A 20,029-nucleotide genomic window follows, 5' to 3' on the forward strand; every position below is an offset into this window, starting at 1 on the left:
ACGGTTTCAGTGCTTGCGAAGGGCCGGTGCCCACGACAGCAGCAACGCCAGGCCGGCGAGTCCGGCCGCGGTGGCGAAGGCGGTGGCGAAGTGCGGAACGGGACCGGTGCCGGTCGCGACGGCGACCAGTGTCGCCAGACCGAGCGCACCGCCCATCTGGCGCGTGGTGTTGACCAGGCCGCTGACGAGTCCGGCTTCGCCGGGAACGGAATCGGCTACGGCGAGGGTGGTGACGTACACGAGACCGACCCCGATTCCCGCGCCGATCAACAGGAACGGCCCCACCAGCGCGGCATAGGCGGGGCCTGGCCCCAGTGCCAGCCATGCGAGCCCGACGGTCAAGGACACGAGGCCGCCGGCGAGCGCGGTGCGGGAGCCCACGACCGCGGCGATCCTGGGCGCGAGCAGCCCGCCGGCGGTGATCGCCGCCGCGATCGGTACCTGGGTGACGCTGGTCGCCACCGGGCTCATGCCCAGCACGATCTGCTGGTACTGGGGCAGGAAGTAGAACATGCCGACGCTGACGGCGCCGAGCAGTGTCATGATCGCGTTGGCCGCGACCAGCGGAGCGCGGGTGAACACCCGCAGCGGCACGAGCGGCCGGGCGACGCGCCGCTCGACGGAGAGGAAAGCGGCCAACGCGATCACGCCGAGGACGAGCGCGCCGAGGGTGACGCCGGCCGTCCAGCCGGCATGTGCACCGCTGACCAGACCGTAGGCGATGCTCGCCATGGCGAGCGTGACGGTGGCCGCGCCACCGATGTCGAACGTGCCGCCCGCGGCAGGGAACGGGCGCACCGTCCACAGCACCACCGCGGCGACCAGCAGTCCCATCGGTGCGTTGATCAGGAAGATCCACGGCCAGCCCAGGGTCTGGCTCAGCACGCCGCCGAGGAGGACGCCCGCGATGCCGCCCGCACCGGACACTCCGCCCCAGATGCCCATCGCCCTGGCGCGCCCGGCGCCGTCGGGAAACAAGGCCATCACGATGGACAGCGCCGCCGGTGCCATGACCGCCCCGCCGGCTCCCTGCGCCAGCCGCGCGCCGATCAGGACCGGCCCGGTCGGAGCGAGCGCACATGCGGCCGATGCCGCGACGAACACGGCGAGACCCGCGACGAACACCCCGCGGCGACGGAACACGTCGGCGAGCCGGCCGCCCAGCAACAGCAAACCGCCGAACGCGACGAGGTAGCCGTCCACCACCCAGGACAGCTCGGCCGGACCGAGGCCGAGACCGGCGCGGATGGACGGCAGCGCGACGTTCACGATCGACGAATCCAGCACGACCATGAACTGGGCCGCGGCCAGCGCGGCGAGCGCGAGCCCCTGGCGGCCCGCGTGCCGGTGATCCGAGGTGAGCGACCCGGCTGTGGTGTGTGATTGATCAGCCACTTTCGTCTCCTGAAAAGGCCCGCGCACGGGCCGGACCTCGGTCGGCTGCCCTGGAGCGCCGCGCGATGAGCTATTCGGCCGTGCCCTCGACGTGTGCCTTGATCAGTTCCAGGCCGGGCTGGATGAGGGCGGGGTCTTCGACCGGGTGCGGGCCGGGCGGCTCGGTGTCCGGGATCAGCCGCTCGAACAGGCGGCAGAACAGGGTTGTTCCGTCGCCGAGGTCGAAGGTGGTGAAGGTGGCGATCGCGTGCATCGGGGCCAGGGTGCCGTCGTCGTACACGTCCCGGCCGACCACCGTCCACAGTTTGCCGGGGACCCGCGCCACCACGGTGTAGAGCTTCGGCTTCTCGTTCAGTTCCGGCTGGATGGTTTCGAGCAGTTCGTCGCCCATCTCGGCGGGGACGTTCTCTTTGCCGCGTCGTACTTCGGTGCCGAGGGCCATCGGCAGCCATTTCGGCAGGTTCGACCAGGTGGTCACCCAGTCGTACACGTCCTGTGCGGGGCGGTTGATGACGATGCGGTTTTCGACGAACCGGATGTTCAGGTTGTCCGGGATCTGGGGCACGTACAGGGCGGTTGTCATGATCTCTCCTTGTTTCGATGGTGGGACTGGGAAAAGCGGTCGGCCGCGGTCACTGGGAGGGGGCGTGCTGCCCGGTCATCAGCGCGGCGAGGTCGTCCGGTTCCAGGAACGACGGTGGCGGGGGCGGGCCCCAGCTGAACAGGCCTTGCGCGCCTTCGAAGACTTCCGGGGTCCAGATCTCGTCTTCGGGGATACAGTCCATGTCGGCGTAGTACTCGCTGAAGTTTCCCGCGGGATCCTTGAGGTACCAGAAGAAGTTGGACCCCGCGTGGTGCCGCCCGAGGCCCCAGACGTGCCGGTCGGGGTTGCCTGCCAGCATCGCTTTCGCGCCTCGCCCGACGTCGTCGATGTCGTCGACCTGCCAGGACGTGTGGTGCAGGAAGTTCACCGGTGCGGCGAGTGCCAGCACGTTGTGGTGATCGACCGAGCAGCGCATGAAGGCGCCTTTGTCGCCGATGTAGTCGCTGACCTTGAAGCCGAGTCCGTCGGTGAAGAACCGCATGGTGGCTTCGAGATCGGTCGTGCCCACCACGCAGTGGCCGAGCTTCTTGGGCCGGATCGGGTCCTCGCGCAGCACTCCGGGCGCGCGGCCGAACCGTTCGATGCGGCCGGGCCCGTTGTACGGAGTGGCCGGGACGGGCTGCTGCACGATCCGCGGCGCGATTTCGACGCGGACGGTGAAGCCGGAAACCGGCTCGATCGCGGTGACCGCGGTGCCGTCCGCGCCGCCCGCCAGGCCGAGGCGGTTCAGCCGTGACGCGGTCCGCGCGAGGTCGTCGAGGTCGTCGACGCCCACCCCGAGTTCGAGCAACCGGCGGGTGGGGGCGTGCCGGACATGTAGCTGCTCGCCGCCTTCGAGGGTGGTGAAGGCCCCGTCGCCGAGGTGGGTGAGCCCGAAATCGGCGTAGTAGGCGATGGTGTCCGCGACGTTCGGGACCCCCATCGTGACCCGGGTGAGGCGGTGCATGCCCATGTCAGTCCTCCTGTGCGGTCACGAATGTCTGGCGCATCTCCCCGATGCCTTCGATCCAGCTGACGAGCTGCTCGCCGGGCCGCAGGAACCGCTTCGGCGTGCGGCCCACGCCCACGCCCGCCGGGGTTCCGGTGAAGAGGAGATCGCCTGGGTACAGGGTGATAGTGCGCGACAGCGCGGAAATCAGCCTGGCGACCGGGAAGATCAGCTCACGAGTGTGGCCGTTCTGCACGGTCTCGCCGTCGACCGCGCAGCCGAGCGCCAGGTCGTCCCGGTTCGCCAGCTCGTCCGGTGTGACCAGCCACGGCCCGACCGGCGCGAAGTTCGGGAACGACTTGCCCAGGCTGAACTGCGGGGCCGGACCGGCCAGTTGCGAGATGCGTTCGGACAGATCCTGCCCGATCGTCACCCCGGCGACGTGGTCCCATGCGTCGGATTCCGTGACGCGGGTGGCGGTCCGGCCGATGACGGCGACGAGTTCCACCTCCCAGTCCACGTCGCCGCCGGTGGGCAGCACGACTTCCGCGTCGGGACCGGTCAGCGCGGAAACGAACTTGGTGAACGTCGGGGGAAGCCCGTCCGGTGCTTCGAAACCGGACTCGGCGGCGTGGGCGTCGTAGTTCAGGCCGATCGCGATGATCTGCCGCGGGGCAGGGGAGGGCGGGCCCAGCTGCGCGCGGGTGAAGACGACGCCGGGTTCGGCGGGCGGCTGCTGCGCCCAGGCCTGGAACCCGTCCCAGTTCTCGTACACGGACGCGAGACCGGGGCCGAACTTGCCGCCCGACGCCGTTTCGACGTCGATTCCGGTGTCGTCGGCGGTCAGCAGGACCGCGCGTCCGTCCACATTGGCCAGTTTCATTGTTTTTGCCTTTCCGGGATTCGGCCGACCATCAGTAGGTGTAGGTGTAGGGGTTGTCGAGGACCTTGGTGTTGGGGATCTCCGGGTTCATGCCCTCGCGCCAGGCCTGCTCGCCGAGTTCGGCGCGCAGATAGTCGACGGTTGCCTCGACCGCGCGGCGGGCGCCGGCCAGGTCGACACCGACCAGGCGGTGATCGCGCTTCACGATCCGGCCGTCGACCAGGACCGTGTCGACGTCGGCGCGCTGAGCGTGCAGGACGACGTGCCCGTGCGGGTTCAGCAGCGGCGTCATCGCCGGCGAGTCGTCGTTGCGGACGAGCACGAGGTCCGCCTTCTTGCCGACCTCGACGCTACCGATCTCGCTGTCCCGCCCGAGCGCTCGCGCTCCACCGCGGGTGGCCCACTCGACGACCTGGTCGGCGCGCAGGGAGACATGGGTGATGGTCTCGTCGCGAGCGTGCGCCTGCAGGTGCTCGTAGGCGCGATCGGCACCCAGCGTCGTGCGCATGGCGGAGAACAGGTCACCGCTGCCGAGCACGCAGCTGTCCGGCGACAGCGACACCGGGATGCCGTGGGCGCGCAGGGCGGCCGTCGCGGGATAGCCCTGTCCGGCGTTCTGCTCGCTTTCCGCGGCCACCGACACCGATCCGCCGGTCGCCGCGATGCGGGCGTAGGAGTCCGCGGAGAACGTCGAGGCGTGCACATACACCGTCCTGGCCTCGCTGTAGCCGTGCTCGTGGATCAGCCGCAGGGCGTCGTCGCCACTCGCGCCCCGGATTCCGGCGTGCGTGGTCACCGCCAGGTCGAGGTCCCGGGCGACCTCGAACGCGGGCTGTTCGGGAAAGCCCGGATCGCCGGTGACGTCGAAGGCGATCTGGAAGCCTTCGAGATCGCCGGACCGGCGGTCGAAGAACTTGCGGAACTCCGGTGTGCCGGTCCAGTTCGCGGGCGCGTCCTGGATGTTGCCGTAGGCCAGCACGAACCTGCCCGGCACCGAGGCGAGCGCGTCGACCGCGGCGTCGGCGTGGTCGATCGTCTGCAGGCCGTGGGACCAGTCCACGCAGGTGGTGACCCCGGCGTCGAGCGCCTCCAGCGCGCCGAGGAGGTTCCCGGCGTGGATGTCCTCCGGCCGGAACTTCTTGCCCCAGTTCAGGTAGTACCACACGAAGTACTGCGTGAGCGTCCAGTCGGCGCCGTATCCGCGCGTCGTGGTCTGCCACATGTGCCGGTGGGTGTCGACCATCCCCGGCATCACGATCCCGCCGCGGGCGTCGATCTCCTCGGCGCCGTCGGGAACGACGAGATCGACACCGATGGCGGCGATCCGGCCGTCGACCACGAGAACGTCGTGGCCTTCGAGAACGGTGCGGCCGGAATCCATGGTGAGGACCGTCCCGCCACGGAGCACGGTCGGACGTCGAAGGGTGTTCGCGGGCATCGATGACTCCTGGTGCGGGTCGGGGTCCCAGGGGGCTTGAATTCGAAACTAGACCCAAACTTTCGAAAGTTCAAGCGGGATTCGTAAAGTGCTAGGATGGAAGGCATGACCAAGAGCGGCGGAGCGACCCGCACCGACGGCATCCACCAGGCGTTACGCGCCGACATCCTCGCCGGTCGGCTGGTGCCGGGCGACCGGCTCAAGTTCCCGGACCTGGCCGACCGCTACCAAGTGAGCGTCGGCGCCACCCGCGAGGCGCTGACGAGACTGGTCGCCGAAGGGCTGGTGGTGGCAAGGCCGCGTCAGGGCTACCTGGTCCGGCCGCTGTCCCATCAGGACCTTGCCGAGCTGACACAGGCGCGGGCGGAGATCGAATCCCTGGTGCTGGGGCTGTCGGTGCGGGAAGGCGACACCCGCTGGGAGGCCGATGCCGTTGCCGCGCACCACTTTCTGGAACGCGCGCCGTACCGCGACCCGGCCGACCCGGACCACCTGTCCGACGAGTGGTCACAGGCACACGCGGCCTTCCATCACGCACTGCTCGCCGGATGCCGCAACCAGCGGCTGCTCGACGCGGCCCGTGCGTTGCGGCAGGAGGCCGAACTGTACCGGCAGTGGTCGGTATCCCTCGGCAACGAACCCGGCCGCGACGTCGCCGCCGAGCATCGAGCACTACTCGACGCCGTTCTCGCGCGCGACGCCGACCACGCGCAAAACCTGCTGCGTGACCACATCACCCACACCGCCCAGCTGCTGATCAGCTGTGCGCCCGATCAACCCAACCAATCGGGTGAGTGAAGCCGGAGCCAGGGCCTGGGTCAAGAAGCTGAGCCCGCATGGTGCGGTCGACTTCGCGCAGGCGGCGTGCCCGTGGCCGATCATCGAGGAGACCATCGCACTCGTGGGGGAGGATCCGGTGCGCTGGGCCGTCGAGCTGGGCAGCGAGGTCGCGGCGCGGATCCTCAAGGAGGTGCCGTCCCTCGGTGGCGGCGCCGGGGCCCGCGAACGGCTCCGCCGCGGCACCGAGGCGTCCGCCGTGCAGGTGCTGGCCGCGCTCGCCGGGCCGTCCGGGGAGCGCCCGCCGATCAGCGAGCCCACGGCGGAGGGGATGCGTGAGTACGTCCACCGGGCCATCCCGCTCGAGCAGGTGTTGCGCGGGCTGCGCATCGCGCACGCGCTGACGACCGAGGCGTTCCACCGTGCCTGTGCCGAACTCCTCGATCCGTCCGCGGTGATCGAAGAACTCACGGCGGTCACGCAGGAACTGTTCGGCCGCATCGACAAGCTCACCGACGCGATGATCCGGGAATACCTCACGGAACACGCCGCGTGGAGCGTCAGCACGGCCGCCGCGCGCGCCGGTGCCGTGCGCGCACTGCTTTCCGACAGTCCGCCCGCGGACACCGAGCAGGCTTCCCGCACTCTCGGGTACGACCTCGACCGTACGCACGTGGCCGTCGTCCTGTGGTCGGACTCGCCCACCGCGAACCCCGCGCTGCAGACGGCCGCGACCGAGATGCTGCGCTCACACGGTGCGACCGCGACGCTGGTGGTGCCGATGGCGCCCGGCCAGGTGTGGGCGTGGGGCGCCGTACGCGCGCCGATGGCCGGTTCGGCGGACGCCCGCGCGCTGGCGCCCGGCCTCCAGCCACAGCACGGACTGCACGTGGGCATCGGCCTTCCCGCCAACGGCGTCGACGGTTTCCGCCGCTCGCACGCCGAAGCCGGCCGGACGGAACGATTCGAACACCTGCGCCGCGAGGCCGGACAACGGCCACGCGAGTCGACCGCATACGCCGACGTCGCCGTCGCGGCGCTGCTGACCGCCGATCTGACCGCCGCCGGCGAACTCGTGCGCCGCGAACTCGGCGCGCTGGCCGAACGCACCGAGACGATGGCGATCCTCCGCACGACCCTGCGGCACTACCTCGACGCCGAGCGCAGCTTGGTGACCGTGGCCCAGCGCCTGCACATCGCGCGCGGCACCGTCACCTATCGCGTACGGCGGGCACAAGAAGTACTCGAACGCGCGGTGGACGAACGCCCGCTCGCATTGCGGACCGCCTTGGAGCTTGCCGACGAGCTGGGCGACGCGGTCCTGCGCTGAGCGCGGCAAGGCAGCCGAGCGCAACCTCGCGGCGCGATCTTGCGCTCGCGGACCAAGAGGCACCCGCCTTCCCCACGGTCTCATGGGTGATGCCGGAGCACTTCCGGCGCCCTGCGACCGGAAGGCCTGGCGATGATCGACCGAGATACCTTCACCGACCTGGTGAGCGCACTGTGCTCGCCGGTCACCGTGGTGACCACGATGACCGGCGAGGGTCCTTACGGCAGCACCGTTTCCAGCCTCACCTCGCTGTCGAACGACCCGCCGCTGATGACCTTCGCCCTCGCCCGCACCTCCGGGCTGCTGAAGTACCTGCGGCCCGGCGCGCGAGTCGGGGCGAACATCCTCGGCGCCGACCAGCGGGACATCGCGTCCGCCTTCGCGCACCGCAACCGCGGGCCGTGCGCGAAGTTCGCCGGGGTCGACTGGCGGCCACGCGGCGGGCTGCCGTACCTGCCCGAGTCCGCGGGCTGGACCGCCGGTCACGTGGAGCGCCATGTCGACGGCGGCGACCACGTCCTGCTCGTCGTGCGGGTCGAAGAAGCCGAGTCGACCACGACCGCTCCCCTGATCTACGCGCGCCGGGTCTTCGGCACGCATTCCGCCCACGCCCTCGCCAGCTGACCCGTATCACCGCCCGAAAGAGAGATGACAATGAGCATCGCCCTGGACGCGCCGCACGTCACCGACGAAGCCCGCGAGCTGCGCGCCGACCTCGTCGAGCGCGCCGCCAAACTGCGGCCGCTGATCGCCGGGAACGCCGACCGGACCGACCGCGAGCGCAACGTGCCCACGGAGAGTGTCGCCGCGCTGGCCGGGAGCGGCCTGCTCTCTCTGCTGCGGCCCGCTCGCTACGGTGGCCTGCAGACCGACTTCCGCACGCTGCTGGAAGTCAGCCGCGAGGTCGGCAGGGCCTGCGGCTCGACCTCCTGGGTCACCACGCTGCTCAACATCAACTCCTGGTTCGTCGGGCTCTTTCCCGCCCAGGCACAGGACGACGTCTGGGCCGGCACTCCGCAGTCCCACGTCGCCGGCGTCATCACCCCCTCCGGGACCGCGGAGGCAGCCGACGGCGGATACCTTGTCAGCGGGCGCTGGGCGCCTGCTTCCGGCAGCGCCCACGCGGACTGGGCGATGCTCGGAGTGAAGCGGCCGGACGCGGACGGCACCACCGACGCCACCGGGCTGGTGCTCGTGCCGATGTCGGAGCTGACCGTCGAGGACACCTGGTTTGTCAGCGGGATGCGGGGGACCGCCTCGAACACGCTGGCCGGCAAGGACATCTTCGTTCCCGCCCACCGCTTCCACTCCACGCCGGACGCGGTCGAAGGTCACTACGCCACCCCCTACACCGAGGAAGCGCTCTACCGGTCGGCGTTCGTGCCGGCGGCCGCGCTCGTGCTGGCGGGGCCCCAGCTGGGACTTGCCGAGGCCGCCGTCGAAATCCTGCGGGAGAAGGCGCCACAGCGGTCGCTGACCCAGACGTTCTACGCCATCCAGGCCGAAGCCCCGATCATCCAGCAGGCCGCCGCACAGGCCGCGTCCCTGGCCGACTCCGCCCAGCTGCACGCCTACCGCGCGGCGGCGGACATCGACGAGGCCGCGCACCACGGGATCCAGCCGGACTACGACGTCCGGGCCCGGATCCGGATGGACGCCGGGGTCGCCGCGGACCACGCGCGGGAGGCGATCCGCCTGGTGTGTTCCGCGCAGGGCGCCTCGAGCTTCGGCGAATCGAACCCGCTGCAACGGATCTGGCGCGACAGCGAGACCGGGAGCCGGCACGCGGCGCTGCGCGCCGATGTCGCCTCGGACATCTACGGCAAGTCCCTCTTCGGCATCCGCGGCACCGTGACCGAATTCGTCTGAGCACCGCTCCCACACCCCGGAGCGAATCCGCCTGGTGCACCGCCGCGGACGAACTCGGCGGTGCACCAGGCACAGGAGAAAGCCCATTTCACAGGCCGGTCGAGGGCCGCCTCCCGCACGACCTCGCAGCACCACCCCGGGAAAGTACTTTCGTGCCTGAAAAGGGGATCGTCGGGCAGACAGTTCTCTCGGACATGGTGTGCCGAGGGGCCATATCAAGATGATCAGGTGAAGGACTCGCCGCGGTCCGGCGTGACTTCCTGGTGCACACCGGCCTCTCCGCACCGAACGAGAACACCTCGACATGGAGGACGAATGCACCGATGGGTGAGATCACTCCAGGCCGCCGTCGCCGCGGCAGCAGCCGTCACGATGGTGAGCACGACACCGGCAGCCGCGTCTCCGTCCGAGCCGGACGGCACCTCGTGGTCGGTGGTACGGGAAGGTGCCGGCTACCAGATCACCCTGCACCTTCCCCGGCAGCTCGATACCCGTGCCGCGGCACCGGAGATCGCGGTGAACGGCAAATCGGTCGGCGTGGCACACGAGTCGCCGGACCGCAGGACGCTGACCGTCGTCACCGCCGACCCCGCTGCCGCCCACCCGAGCACTGTGCAGCTGGCGTGGAACGGCGCTGTCGGCGGCAGCGCACCACGAACCACGCGGCGCGGCACGATGCCGGCACCCGGCAAGCCGACGCCCGACCCGACAACCACCGGTCGGTACCACAGCACTCGCGCCGACTACGACTTCGGTGACACCGCCCTGACGTTGCCGGGGCTGCCCGGCAAGCCCGTGGAGGAACGGGCCGCCGTGTGGGTGCCGGACGCGCCCGGCAAGCGACCCGTCGCGATCTTCCTGCACGGCCGCTACGTGCCCTGCTATGACGCGAGCACTGGCAAGATGGACGAGGTGGACTGGCCGTGCCCCACCGGGTTCGCCTCGATCCCCAGTTACCACGGCTTCGACCAAGCTGCCGAAGTGCTGGCGAGCCACGGCTATGTCGTGGTGTCGATCAGCGCCAACGGCGTCAACGCGCAGGACAACCAGAACGGCGAGGACTTCGGCACGTCGGCCCGCGGTCAGCTCGTGCTCGACCACCTGGACCTGCTGGCCAAGGCGAACCGCGGCCGCGCACCCGGCTTGAGCCCGTCGCTGCGGGGCAAACTTGACCTGGACAACGTCGGCCTGATGGGGCATTCGCGTGGCGGTGCGGGTGTGGTGAAGGCGGCGCTGATGAACGCAGCGCTGCCGCATCCCTACGGCATCAGGGCCGTGCTGCCGCTCGCACCGACCGACTTCGACCGGGAAACGCTGCCGGACGTGCCGATGGCCGTGGTGCTGCCGTATTGCGACGGTGACGTGTCCGACCAGGAGGGCCAGCACTACTACGAGGACACCCGCTACGCCGGCCCGGACAACGTCCTGCGGGCCTCGCTATTGGTGATGGGCGCGAATCACAACTTCTTCAACACCCAGTGGACACCAGGGGACGCGGCGGCACCGGAGGGCGACGACTGGCAAGACGAGAATGACCCCACGTGTGGTCTCAACGCACCGACCACGAGCCGCCTCACCGCCGCGCAGCAGCACCAAGTCGGCGCGTCCTACATCGCCGGCTTCTTCCGGCTGGTGCTCGGCCGGGAAAACGCGTTCCTGCCGATGTTCGCCGGAAACAGCGGCAGCGCCGTCACCGTCGGCGCCGCCACGGTCCTGCAGGAGAGCCAATCGCCCGCTTCCGATCGGCTCGACGTGGCACCGCTGCAGGGGCAGGCACGCGACGTGCGGTTCACCGGCTCGGTGACGGGTGCGTACTGCGCGAGCATGGCCGGCCGATCACCGCAGAGTGGCCTGCCCTCGTGTACGGAGTCCACCTTTACCAACAAGTTCCCGTCGTTCGCGCCGGACGGCTTCGCGAGCCACGTGACGGCGTCCCCGATGCTGCACCTGAGCTGGACCGGAGCGGGAGCGATGACGGCCGCCGTGGCGGAGCACGACGTTTCGCGTTACGCGGCGCTGACGATCCGGGCCGCGATCGATGACATCAGCCCGTCCGCCGATCTGAGGCTCACCGTGACAGACGGGGCCGGCCGGTCGCAGTCGACGACACTGTCCGCGCTGTCCGGGGCGATGACCCCGCTGCCCGGTGCCGGCACCTTCCTGCCCAAGACCTGGCTGGAATCGGTGCGCTGGCCGATATCGGACCTGACGCAGGTCGACGTGCACGATCTCCGGAGCGTGGTGCTGTCGACCGCGACGCCGTCCGGCGGGGTGTTCCTGTCCGATCTGGCGTTCCAGACCGCGGCGGCGGGCGCGGGCGGTCCGAGTGCGCTGCCCCGGATCTCGATCGAGGACACGACGGTCGACGTCGGCACGACCGCCACGACCGCCACGACCGCCACGGTTCGGCTCACGCTGTCCCGGCCGAGCCGGGTCCCGGTGGTAGCGAACGTGCAGACACAGTCCGGTGCGCAGATCGCCGCCGCGGCATGGCGCGTGGAGATCCCGCCAGGGCGGACCAGCGCCACCGTGGTCGTCCCGGTGGCCGCCGGAACGACCAACCCGCCCCCGGCGGACAGGGCCTACAGGGTCTTGGTCGCCGCCCCGGCGAACGCGGTGCTCGACCGGAACTTCGCGCACATCACCGTGCACAACCAACCGGCGGCGAGCTGAGCGCCGCTTCGACATCGGGAACGAACGCCGCACGCCGCTTCGAGCAGCGTGCGGCGTTCAGGCCATGGATCTCACGTAAGCGAGAATCGAGTGCCGGCCGCTGGCTTGTCGCAGCGTCGCGCTCACCGGCGACAACCGCGCCGCCAGGCGGGAACGAATGACCACAGTGGACAGCACGATCACTGGCGAGGGCACGCTCGCGCCGTATGTGTCCGGGCGATTGCGACCGCGACGCGAAAGATCGACCGGCTCCCGCAGGGGCCCCGTTGACTCGTCTCACGCCCACCGAGGCCAAGCCGAACCAAGCTGCTGACTTGGGGTTGCCGGACAACAGGTCCTGGCCGATGACCGCAGCCAGGAGCCCGACATGCATCGGGCCCGCGCACATACCGGTGGAAGCCGGACACCACCAGGCGATCGGTGGGCAGGAGAGCCAGCGGGGTGCGGCCGGCTCGACACCCTCACCTTGAACCGGGTGGCCGGCCGAAGAACCGGCGATCTGCCCGATCGTCCACGTATCGTCAACTATCTTCCCCGCTGTTTTGACAATTAGTGGCCCTATCGTATTTGTAGCGCGATTAGTGTTTTCCTGTTCCTTGCTGTTTCTGGGCAATAATCCGGGGTCGGTACAAGGCGCGCGCATGACGCATGCGTTAACGGGCGTAGGGCATGTGTGAAACTGTGAAAGGGTGATCAACTGGGCACTTGAAGTGGTCAGCTTCGGGTGTGTACCGTTGCGCTGGTCGGCGGGAAGCTCCTTCGTGGGGGTGACGCGGAATTCTCAGTGGCGAGATGTCTGTATCCGCTACTCCAATCACACATTCTCGGATGTGGGCATGAAAGCTTTCGTTTCCTGCCACTGAAAATGTCCGCCTGAAGCGGTCGCGCCTGAGGAGAATTAGCTGATGCATGACTATATTATTTCTGTTGCGCGAGAACTATTGGATTCTTCGCGCGGTACGGACATTGACGAAATCGCTGCCGTAGCAGGTGTCGAAGTAGATGTTGTCAGGGATTGTCTGTCGGATGTGGCGGAGGTGGGGACACTCCTGGGTGCCGGCCCGTTGTCCGCCGGCCCCGTGGCCGCCGCCGCGGAAGGCCGGTGATTCGGGATGCCTTCGTTCGACGGTGCGGCTCTTGGCCGGTCGGCGGTCGGCGGGTGCGCGCCTGCCGCGCGGCCCAGGATCGTCGATGGCCGGAGTGTGTCCGGCTCTGGCGACCCTGTTCGGATCGGGGAAACGCGCAGCGTCCGTTACGTTACCCAGCCCGGCGATTGTGTGCGCCTGGGCGGTCCCGGTCCTGAATGGACCGACAAACCTCCAGTGGTCGCCTCGTACGTATTGATCAGACTGTGCGAGCAGTACTGCATGGCCGTGCTGCTGGAAACCATGCCGCGGGGGTACTGCTCGGTGGGTAGCGGACAGCGCTTGAACCATCGGGGCCCGATCGCCATCGGCGCCGAGATCGAGACCACCGTCCGCTGCGCGGAGGCCGCGGGACTGCGCAGCAGGTGGGACGTCACGGTCCGGGACGCGCACAGCGTGGTAGGTGAAGGGTGGATGACGTTCGCCTTGGTCGAGAAGGCCGGATTCGAAGCCCGGCATGTCGCACCCAAGTACGACATGCTCACCCGCTCCGCGGCCGGAAATACGTATTCGGCGGGAAGTACCGGGACCTAGCGGGCGATACGGGTTATCGTCAGAACGGACAGGGTCTGTGGCGTGGACGTGAGGGCGTGTCGGCGACCGCGCCAATATTCGATACCTGCCCATTTCGTCGGCGTATTGAACAGTTGAGCAGTTCACCGCTTCCGCATGTTCTCATCGGCAGCGGAGAGATCGTTGCGTCAGACGGACACGAAGTGTCCAGAAAAAAATCGTAGTCGATGTCAAGTAGAATCCAGGGGTTCCATCGGATTTCACAGTGGATCCGGTTTGCTGGCCCATTCACATGGATTCCATCGTAATCCTTGGGGTGACCACTCGTGTCCGCAGTCGCACAAGCCCACCGCTCCGAAGGCCTGGAAGAAACGACATGGCGAGCACTTCGCCGCGAGTTCCGCCTCGACCCGTCCCGGCTACACCTGGCGAACTTCTTCCTCGCCTCCCCGCCGACATCCGTCCGTGCCGCGGCCGACCACTGGCGGGCCCTGCTGGACTTCGATCCGCACCTGCTGGAGTCGTTCCTGCTCGGCGATCTGGCCGAGCTGGGCTCCGGAATCGCCTCCGACAGCCCCTACTTCCAGGCGAAGACCGCTATAGCCGGCTACCTGGGCGCGCCTGCCGAGGAGGTGGCCTTCGTCCCCAGCACCACCACCGGACTGGCGCTGATCTACAACGGCCTGTCCATCCCCGCCGACGCCGAGATGGTGATCACCCCCGACGCCCACTATTCCCTTCATCAAGCGGTGCACCGCGCGGCGGAGAAGAACAGGGCGGCCGTACGCCGCTGCAGCCTGTACCACGACCCCGCACACACGACCCGGGAAGAGATCCTCGATCGCGTCCGCGCCGCGCTCACGCCGCGCACCCGCTGCCTCGGCCTCACCTGGGTCAGCTCCCGCACCGGCGTCAAACTCCCGCTACCGGAGATCGCCGCCCTCGTCGCCGATGCCAACCGCGACCGCGACGAAGCCAGCCGCTGCCTCCTCATCGTCGACGGCGTCCAGGGCTTCGGCGCGGAAGACCACGAGACCGCCCGGCTGGGCAGTGACTTCTTCATCGCCGGTGCCCACAAGTGGTTCCTCGGCCCGGCCGGCACCGGCGTCGTGCACGGACGAGCACAGGCATGGCGGCAGATCGCGCCCACGATCCCCTCCTTCGAAATCGACACCACTCTCCATACCTGCTGGCTTGGCGACCGTCCCCTGCCCGCCACCCGGGCTTCCTTCGTGGCCCCCGGCGGCTTCACCGACTACGCCAACATCTTCGCGCTGACGGACACAGTCCGATTCCACCAGCGGATCGGACGATCCGCCATCGCCGCCCGCATCCGGGAACTCAACACCCGACTGCGGCACGAACTGGCCGGCACCCCCGGCATCCGGCTGCTCACCCCGACGGACCCAGCCATGGCCAGCGGCCTCGTCTGCTTCCAGATCCCGGGCCGCACCGCCGCCACGGTCGTGGCCGCACTGGCAACGCACGGCATCAAAGCCGCCACCTCCCCCTACGAGGAAGAGACCATTCGCATGGGCGCCGGCATCATCAACAACCACGACGAAATCGAGCACGCCGTCGCCACGCTACGAGGACAGTCCCGGCTGCCCGGGGTGACGGCGCTGCCCAGTTGCTGACGCGGGCTGAAGAGACTAGAGGTACGTCACCAACGGGTGGAGATCGCCGCCAGGACCGCTTCCTGAAACGTCTCCGCGTTTCCCACCCGATAGGCCGTGTCCGCGGGGGACACCCACCAGACCGCTGAACCCGGCACGAGCCTGCTTGGCGGTAACGGCAGCCACACCGATTGGCTCAACAGCCTCACCCGGGAAGCCAGCTCCGGTCGCAGCCGGGCACCGCATTCGACGAATACCCGCGCGCCCTGGGGCGTGAACATCACTGGACACAGCTGATCCTTCGCCAGCCGAGCTGCCGCGGCCGCGGCGAGCGATACCGGCATGCACAGCACGTCGAAAACCCGGCCTGGCGCCGTCAGGATCATCCGCGGCGACGACCACCACTCCGCCACTTCCCCCGGGTCCTGGACCAGGCCCCGCAACGGAGCCGGCGACCCCAGGACGCGACGTCCGGCGGAGAGGTACGACAACCCGTCACACGCCGGCCCCGGAGCAACCTGCCAACCTTGCATGACGTACTGCCGGGCAGCTTCGCACAGGCGACTGCGGGCTCCAGGAGACGGGGCGGCAATCACATGTTCCAGTGTCCGCACCGCGTTTTACGGCTGACGTTCCTTCTGTCACGGTCCGGTTAACAACCTGGCCGGCCTGCACGATCACGCCGAAGCCGTTTGGTGCCCGTCCCGAGCGGTCTGGTCGGCGGCGTCCGGGTGGAAGATGCCGTTTCCGAACCCGCCGAGCTGTCTGAGTTCGTCGACCGCGGCTCGGTGGGGTGCCGAACCCAGGTAGCCCGAGCCGCTGGGGCCCGGCGCGCTCCTAACCCTGCTGATCCGGCCCGCACGCGAAGAGGACGGACGCGTCGTCAGCCGGCGTACTCGCTGGCGAAACCGGCGGCGTTCGCCGAGGAAGAATGCCACTTCTTCAGTCGCGCCACTTGGAGCCGATAATGAAATTCCGGATCCCCGCCAGCCGTCGCGCACAGCAGATCGATCATGGAGTGCGAAAACTCCTGAGTCGCCCACACCCGCCGATTCACTTCCGCGCTGTATCCGGCCAGACCGCGATCGTCACCGGTTCGCATGGCGAGCAGGACGGCCCTCGCGAGATCGGCGGCATCGGCGATGGCGAGATTCATTCCCTTGCCGCCGAAAGGAGTAATGGTGTGCGCCGCGTCGCCGACCAGGAACATGCCGCCATACCGTAGTTCTTCCGTCACCGCGGACCGCATCGTGAACAAGTTCTTCTCGATGATGCGTCCCGGGCCGGGTAACGGGCCTTCGGCGACGGCGAATCGGCGGCGCAATTCGGCCCAGATCCGCTCGTCGTCCCATGCGGTGAGGTCGTCTCCCGGATCGGCTTGCAGATAGAACCGGCTCGTTTCGGGAGTGCGCAGGGCGTGAATCGCGCAGCCATCTCGGTGCAGCGCGTAGACCATATCGGTGGTGATCGGCGGCGTCGCGGACAGGACGGCGAGCAGACCGGCCCGGTAGTCATGGGTGACGGTGCGCTGTTCCACGCCGGGCGCCATCCGGCGGCAGACGCCGAGGCTGCCGTCACAACCCGCGACGAACGTCGCCGGCAATGCGCGTTCGGTACCTGTCTCGTCGGTGAATCCGACCACTGGCTGGCCGGAACCGAGCTCCGATATCGCGGTGACCGGGGTATCGAAGAGAATTTTCCCGCCGTTGCGGAGCAACCGGTCGATCAGGTCGCGGACGAGGAACTGTTGCGGGTAGACGTAATGGACACGTTCACCGGTGAATCGGCCGTAATCCAGGGTGAAACGCTCGCCCGCGAACCGGAACTCGCAGCTGTCGTGGGTCGTGCCCGACCGCAACAGCCCGTCGGCCAGCCCATGCGCACGCAGGGTCTGGACGGTCCGGTACTCGATCAGCCCGGCCCTGGCCCGGTGTTCCACATGCGCCCGGCTCGCTCGTTCGAACACCACCGTCGGCACCCCGGCGTCGTGCAGGATGTTGGCCAGCACCAGCCCGGACGGGCCGGCCCCCACCACGGCGACCAAGGCGCTCACGCTTCTTGACCACCCTGCTCGTCGAGGCGCCGGGCCAGGGTGATGCCGTCCGCGACGTTCAGCATCACCAGTTCCACCCGTTCGTCCGCGCGTGCGTGCTCGTTGAACGCGTGCACCGCCGCGGCTTTCGTCCCCGGCTCGGGACTCACCACCTCACCGGAGAAGAGACTGTTGTCCACGATCAGCAGACCGCCCGGTCGCACCCGCGGTACCAGCTCCTCCCAGTAGCCGATGTAGCCGGGCTTGTCGGCGTCGATGAACACCAGGTCGAGATGCGGGGTGCGGGGTAACGAGCGCAGGGTGGCCAAGGCTGGACCGATGCGCACGTCGACCCGGTCCGCGACGCCGGCCCGCTCGAGATAGGGGGTGCTGAGGACGAGAAAGCCGGGGTCGATCTCACACGTGAGCACTCGGCCATGAGCCGGAAGACCCCTGGCGAGCGCGATCGTCGACGAACCGGTGAACATGCCGACTTCGACGACCGTGCGCGCACCGGTGAGGTTGACCAGGAAGGTCAGCAGCGTCGCTTCCTCCAACGGCAGCGTCATGTGCGCCATCCGCGGAACGGCTTCCCGGGTGACCTGTGCCAGCTCTTCCAGCAGCGGGTCGGTCGCTCGGCCGTGGTGAACCAGATACTGGTGAAGCTCAGGCGTGCACGCTATCGCCTTGGGCGAGACGGGCAAGACGGTTCTCCTCCCACAGCCCGGAGAGCTGATCCACGTGAACGATGGTTTTTCCGGCGGCCGGAGTGAGACCGCGGGACAACTGACCGGGGACGTCCTCCAGCGCGAGCACCTGCCCGACCAGCGCGCGAGGATCGAGCCGCCCGGCGGCGAACAGGTTCAGCAGATACGGGAAGAGCGCGCCGCAATGGCCTCTCGAACCCACCAGCCGCGCCGCGTTCGAAACCCACGGGTTCGTATCGACCAGCGCGGGCACATCGGTCCGGGAAACCAGCACGACGCGCCCGCCGGGCCGGAGGTGGTCTTCGATGAGCGGCAGTGTCGACGCGGGGTCGCCCGAGGCCTCCACGTGTACCTCGGCGTCCAGGTTGTCCAGCCGATGTTCGGCGGGATCGAGACACGCGGTGAAGCCGAGGCGCGCGGCGAGATCACGCCGATCCGCTTGGGGATCCAGGCCGACGACGCGGCTCGCGCCCGCGATACCGGCCAGCAGGCCCGCGAACAGGCCGAGCGGCCCGAGCCCGTGAACCGTCACCCGCTCCCCGGGACGGATTCCGCCGCCTTCGACGAACAACGCGTTGTAGACACATCCCAGGGGTTCCAGGAGAGCACCGGCGAGGAGCGTGTCCTCCTGGCTCCAGCCGTTGTCGCACAGCGGATTCAGCCGATGGCAGGCCGTCTGTGGCACGACGACGTACTCGGCGAGCGCGCCCGGCGCGGTCAGACCGGCCAGCACCGCGTTCTCGCATTGGTTGCGACGGCCGCCCAGGCAGGTGTCACAGGTACCGCAGGCGAGGACGCTCTCCAGCGCCACGAGGTCGTGCGGCCGGACCCGGGTCACCAGTTCACCGGTGCCGACGACCTCGCCCGACGCCTCGTGGCCGAGTATCACCGGCAGTTCGAGAGGCCCGCCGAACGTGGGTGTGTTGTCGGGATGGAACCGGCACGCGTCGAAGTCGGTGCCGCAGATGCCGCACAGCCCGACGCGCACCAGCACTTCCGTGGGACCCGGGACGGGGATCGGCAGGCTCACGATGTCCAGGCGGCCAAGCGGGGAAGCGCTTTCCGGAGCGCTCAGCACCAGCGCGCGCATCCGGCTGCCCTCGACGTGCCGCGGCTGATCGGCTGTCACCGCCATTATCGCGCAAGTTTCATGGGTATCGCACTCGCTTTCCTGAGAGTGACGTGCCGGAAAACTTCGTAATCACGATGCCCAGAACGTGGGGCGTCAACTATTCGACATCAGCATAGGGTAATGCGCCGCAGTCTACAAGGGACAGTTCCGGCGCATGCTTGCCGCGGATCTGCGGAAAGTGGAACAGCATTCTTTACCGTAAAACGCACAACGGCTGCCACTGAAAGGTACTTTTGGACAGTGAACCGAGTCCATTGAGGTTTTCCCAGTAAGGGGCGGGAGTGTGGCTTCGCTGGGGTGTTTGCTCGAGGTGGTCGGGTGGTGTCGGTGGCTGGTGGGGGCAGGCTCGCGGTGGTGTGTCGCGGATGGGACATTGACGACGTTGAACGTCCCCCATGTCCCATTCGCGACACCGCCACAGCGGAGCCGACTTCGTCGCCGAGGCCCATCCGGGAGTCGAACCCGGTCTGACGACTTTGCAGGTCGTCCCACGACCGTCATGACACGGGCCGGATTCAGCGGGTGGCGTCGCGCGCCGTGGTGTCGAGCCACGTCGGCCAGGATCATGAGTCCCGGCTGGCTGCCGAGCCGCGCGCGTCCGCGTCGCGGGGAGGTCCGCGACGGGGGGTGGGGTGACCGACCGGACTCGCACCGGCTGATTCCCGGAGCCACAATCCGGGGCCTCGTCTCCTTCGGCTTCGGTCACAGCCGTCCTGGCGGGAGTCGAACCCGCGCGACCCGCCCGAAGGCGGTGCTCTGCCGGCGAGCTGCAGGACGTTCCGTGGCGCGCACGGGAGTCGAACCCGCGTCTCCCGGCTGAGAACCGGGTATCCGTGCCGGCTGGACCAGCGCGCCATCGGAGGACCAGCACACCCCTGCGCTGGTCCTCCGGGAGGGGGGGGGCGCGCGCCCCCGGGGGGGCGGCGGGGGGCGCGCCAGGGGAGACCGGGGGGGGGGATCACCCAAAAAGAGGGGGGGCGCCCGGCC

At 68.9% G+C, this 20,029-nt stretch carries 16 protein-coding genes and 3 tRNA genes; 7 read left to right on the plus strand and 12 right to left on the minus strand.

Features of this window, described 5'->3' with window-relative positions:
* Nucleotides 1-6: 6 nt before the first annotated feature.
* The 5 genes from ACFWY9_RS18835 to ACFWY9_RS18855 form a co-directional block, all read right to left on the minus strand.
* Nucleotides 7-1,395, minus strand: a complete 1,389-nt coding sequence (locus ACFWY9_RS18835; RefSeq protein WP_378339385.1) for an MFS transporter — start codon at nucleotides 1,393-1,395, stop codon at nucleotides 7-9.
* A gap of 70 nt (nucleotides 1,396-1,465) precedes the next feature.
* Complete coding sequence (locus ACFWY9_RS18840) at nucleotides 1,466-1,978, minus strand: SRPBCC family protein (RefSeq protein ID WP_378339386.1); 513 nt, start codon at nucleotides 1,976-1,978, stop codon at nucleotides 1,466-1,468.
* Nucleotides 1,979-2,027: 49 nt separating this feature from the next.
* Complete coding sequence (locus ACFWY9_RS18845; protein ID WP_378324037.1) at nucleotides 2,028-2,951, minus strand: VOC family protein; 924 nt, start codon at nucleotides 2,949-2,951, stop codon at nucleotides 2,028-2,030.
* Between the two features lies 1 nt (nucleotide 2,952).
* Complete coding sequence (locus tag ACFWY9_RS18850) at nucleotides 2,953-3,810, minus strand: fumarylacetoacetate hydrolase family protein (RefSeq protein ID WP_378324038.1); 858 nt, start codon at nucleotides 3,808-3,810, stop codon at nucleotides 2,953-2,955.
* 31 nt (nucleotides 3,811-3,841) lie between these two features.
* Complete coding sequence (locus ACFWY9_RS18855; RefSeq protein WP_378339387.1) at nucleotides 3,842-5,248, minus strand: amidohydrolase family protein; 1,407 nt, start codon at nucleotides 5,246-5,248, stop codon at nucleotides 3,842-3,844.
* Between the two features lie 105 nt (nucleotides 5,249-5,353).
* Between ACFWY9_RS18855 and ACFWY9_RS18860 the strand changes: the two genes are divergently transcribed.
* From ACFWY9_RS18860 to ACFWY9_RS18890, 7 genes are all read left to right on the plus strand, one after another.
* Entirely contained in the window at nucleotides 5,354-6,046 is a 693-nt protein-coding gene (locus tag ACFWY9_RS18860) for a GntR family transcriptional regulator (protein ID WP_378339388.1), read from the plus strand.
* Nucleotides 6,039-7,355, plus strand: a complete 1,317-nt coding sequence (locus tag ACFWY9_RS18865) for a PucR family transcriptional regulator (RefSeq protein WP_378324041.1) — start codon at nucleotides 6,039-6,041, stop codon at nucleotides 7,353-7,355. Before ACFWY9_RS18860 ends, ACFWY9_RS18865 begins: the two co-directional genes overlap by 8 nt.
* Nucleotides 7,356-7,487: 132 nt before the next feature.
* Nucleotides 7,488-7,979 (plus strand): flavin reductase family protein, encoded by a 492-nt coding sequence (locus tag ACFWY9_RS18870; RefSeq protein ID WP_378339390.1) that lies wholly within the window; start codon nucleotides 7,488-7,490, stop codon nucleotides 7,977-7,979.
* Between the two features lie 30 nt (nucleotides 7,980-8,009).
* Complete coding sequence (locus tag ACFWY9_RS18875) at nucleotides 8,010-9,224, plus strand: acyl-CoA dehydrogenase family protein (protein ID WP_378324043.1); 1,215 nt, start codon at nucleotides 8,010-8,012, stop codon at nucleotides 9,222-9,224.
* A gap of 327 nt (nucleotides 9,225-9,551) precedes the next feature.
* Complete coding sequence (locus ACFWY9_RS18880) at nucleotides 9,552-11,897, plus strand: hypothetical protein (RefSeq protein WP_378339391.1); 2,346 nt, start codon at nucleotides 9,552-9,554, stop codon at nucleotides 11,895-11,897.
* Nucleotides 11,898-13,009: 1,112 nt separating this feature from the next.
* The gene (locus ACFWY9_RS18885; RefSeq protein WP_378339392.1) at nucleotides 13,010-13,576 is read left to right on the plus strand and encodes a hypothetical protein; all 567 of its coding nucleotides are present in this window, start codon (nucleotides 13,010-13,012) and stop codon (nucleotides 13,574-13,576) included.
* 305 nt (nucleotides 13,577-13,881) lie between these two features.
* Entirely contained in the window at nucleotides 13,882-15,192 is a 1,311-nt protein-coding gene (locus ACFWY9_RS18890) for an aminotransferase class V-fold PLP-dependent enzyme (protein ID WP_378339393.1), read from the plus strand.
* Nucleotides 15,193-15,218: 26 nt separating this feature from the next.
* Here ACFWY9_RS18890 and ACFWY9_RS18895 read toward each other — a convergent pair whose 3' ends face one another.
* The 7 genes from ACFWY9_RS18895 to ACFWY9_RS18925 form a co-directional block, all read right to left on the minus strand.
* Nucleotides 15,219-15,584: a hypothetical protein gene (locus ACFWY9_RS18895; RefSeq protein WP_378339395.1), complete on the minus strand. Its 366-nt coding sequence runs from the start codon at nucleotides 15,582-15,584 to the stop codon at nucleotides 15,219-15,221.
* 470 nt (nucleotides 15,585-16,054) lie between these two features.
* On the minus strand, nucleotides 16,055-17,224 hold the full coding sequence (locus ACFWY9_RS18900; RefSeq protein WP_378339396.1) for a 4-hydroxybenzoate 3-monooxygenase: 1,170 nt from the start codon (nucleotides 17,222-17,224) through the stop codon (nucleotides 16,055-16,057).
* Nucleotides 17,221-17,907: an O-methyltransferase gene (locus ACFWY9_RS18905; RefSeq protein WP_378324048.1), complete on the minus strand. Its 687-nt coding sequence runs from the start codon at nucleotides 17,905-17,907 to the stop codon at nucleotides 17,221-17,223. Before ACFWY9_RS18905 ends, ACFWY9_RS18900 begins: the two co-directional genes overlap by 4 nt.
* Nucleotides 17,870-19,045, minus strand: a complete 1,176-nt coding sequence (locus tag ACFWY9_RS18910) for an alcohol dehydrogenase catalytic domain-containing protein (RefSeq protein ID WP_378324049.1) — start codon at nucleotides 19,043-19,045, stop codon at nucleotides 17,870-17,872. The genes ACFWY9_RS18905 and ACFWY9_RS18910 overlap by 38 nt, the downstream gene beginning before the upstream one ends.
* A 625-nt stretch (nucleotides 19,046-19,670) precedes the next feature.
* Nucleotides 19,671-19,748: transfer RNA gene (locus ACFWY9_RS18915), tRNA-His, on the minus strand.
* Nucleotides 19,749-19,750: 2 nt separating this feature from the next.
* A tRNA-OTHER gene (locus tag ACFWY9_RS18920) sits at nucleotides 19,751-19,819 on the minus strand.
* Between the two features lie 5 nt (nucleotides 19,820-19,824).
* Nucleotides 19,825-19,897 (minus strand) — tRNA-Glu (locus ACFWY9_RS18925).
* Nucleotides 19,898-20,029 lie beyond the last annotated feature (132 nt).

Origin of the sequence: Amycolatopsis sp. NPDC059027 (assembly GCF_042739735.1) — a bacterium.
Classification (GTDB): domain Bacteria; phylum Actinomycetota; class Actinomycetes; order Mycobacteriales; family Pseudonocardiaceae; genus Amycolatopsis.

What these genes read in the sequence shown, in the direction of transcription:
- ACFWY9_RS18870 (WP_378339390.1), top strand. Translation starts at nt 7,488, where the DNA reads ATGATCGACCGAGATACCTTCACCGACCTGGTGAGCGCACTGTGCTCG.
- ACFWY9_RS18910 (WP_378324049.1), bottom strand. Translation starts at nt 19,045, where the DNA reads ATGGCGGTGACAGCCGATCAGCCGCGGCACGTCGAGGGCAGCCGGATG.
- ACFWY9_RS18855 (WP_378339387.1), bottom strand. Translation starts at nt 5,248, where the DNA reads ATGCCCGCGAACACCCTTCGACGTCCGACCGTGCTCCGTGGCGGGACG.
- ACFWY9_RS18875 (WP_378324043.1), top strand. Translation starts at nt 8,010, where the DNA reads ATGAGCATCGCCCTGGACGCGCCGCACGTCACCGACGAAGCCCGCGAG.
- ACFWY9_RS18840 (WP_378339386.1), bottom strand. Translation starts at nt 1,978, where the DNA reads ATGACAACCGCCCTGTACGTGCCCCAGATCCCGGACAACCTGAACATC.
- ACFWY9_RS18885 (WP_378339392.1), top strand. Translation starts at nt 13,010, where the DNA reads ATGCCTTCGTTCGACGGTGCGGCTCTTGGCCGGTCGGCGGTCGGCGGG.
- ACFWY9_RS18850 (WP_378324038.1), bottom strand. Translation starts at nt 3,810, where the DNA reads ATGAAACTGGCCAATGTGGACGGACGCGCGGTCCTGCTGACCGCCGAC.
- ACFWY9_RS18860 (WP_378339388.1), top strand. Translation starts at nt 5,354, where the DNA reads ATGACCAAGAGCGGCGGAGCGACCCGCACCGACGGCATCCACCAGGCG.
- ACFWY9_RS18845 (WP_378324037.1), bottom strand. Translation starts at nt 2,951, where the DNA reads ATGGGCATGCACCGCCTCACCCGGGTCACGATGGGGGTCCCGAACGTC.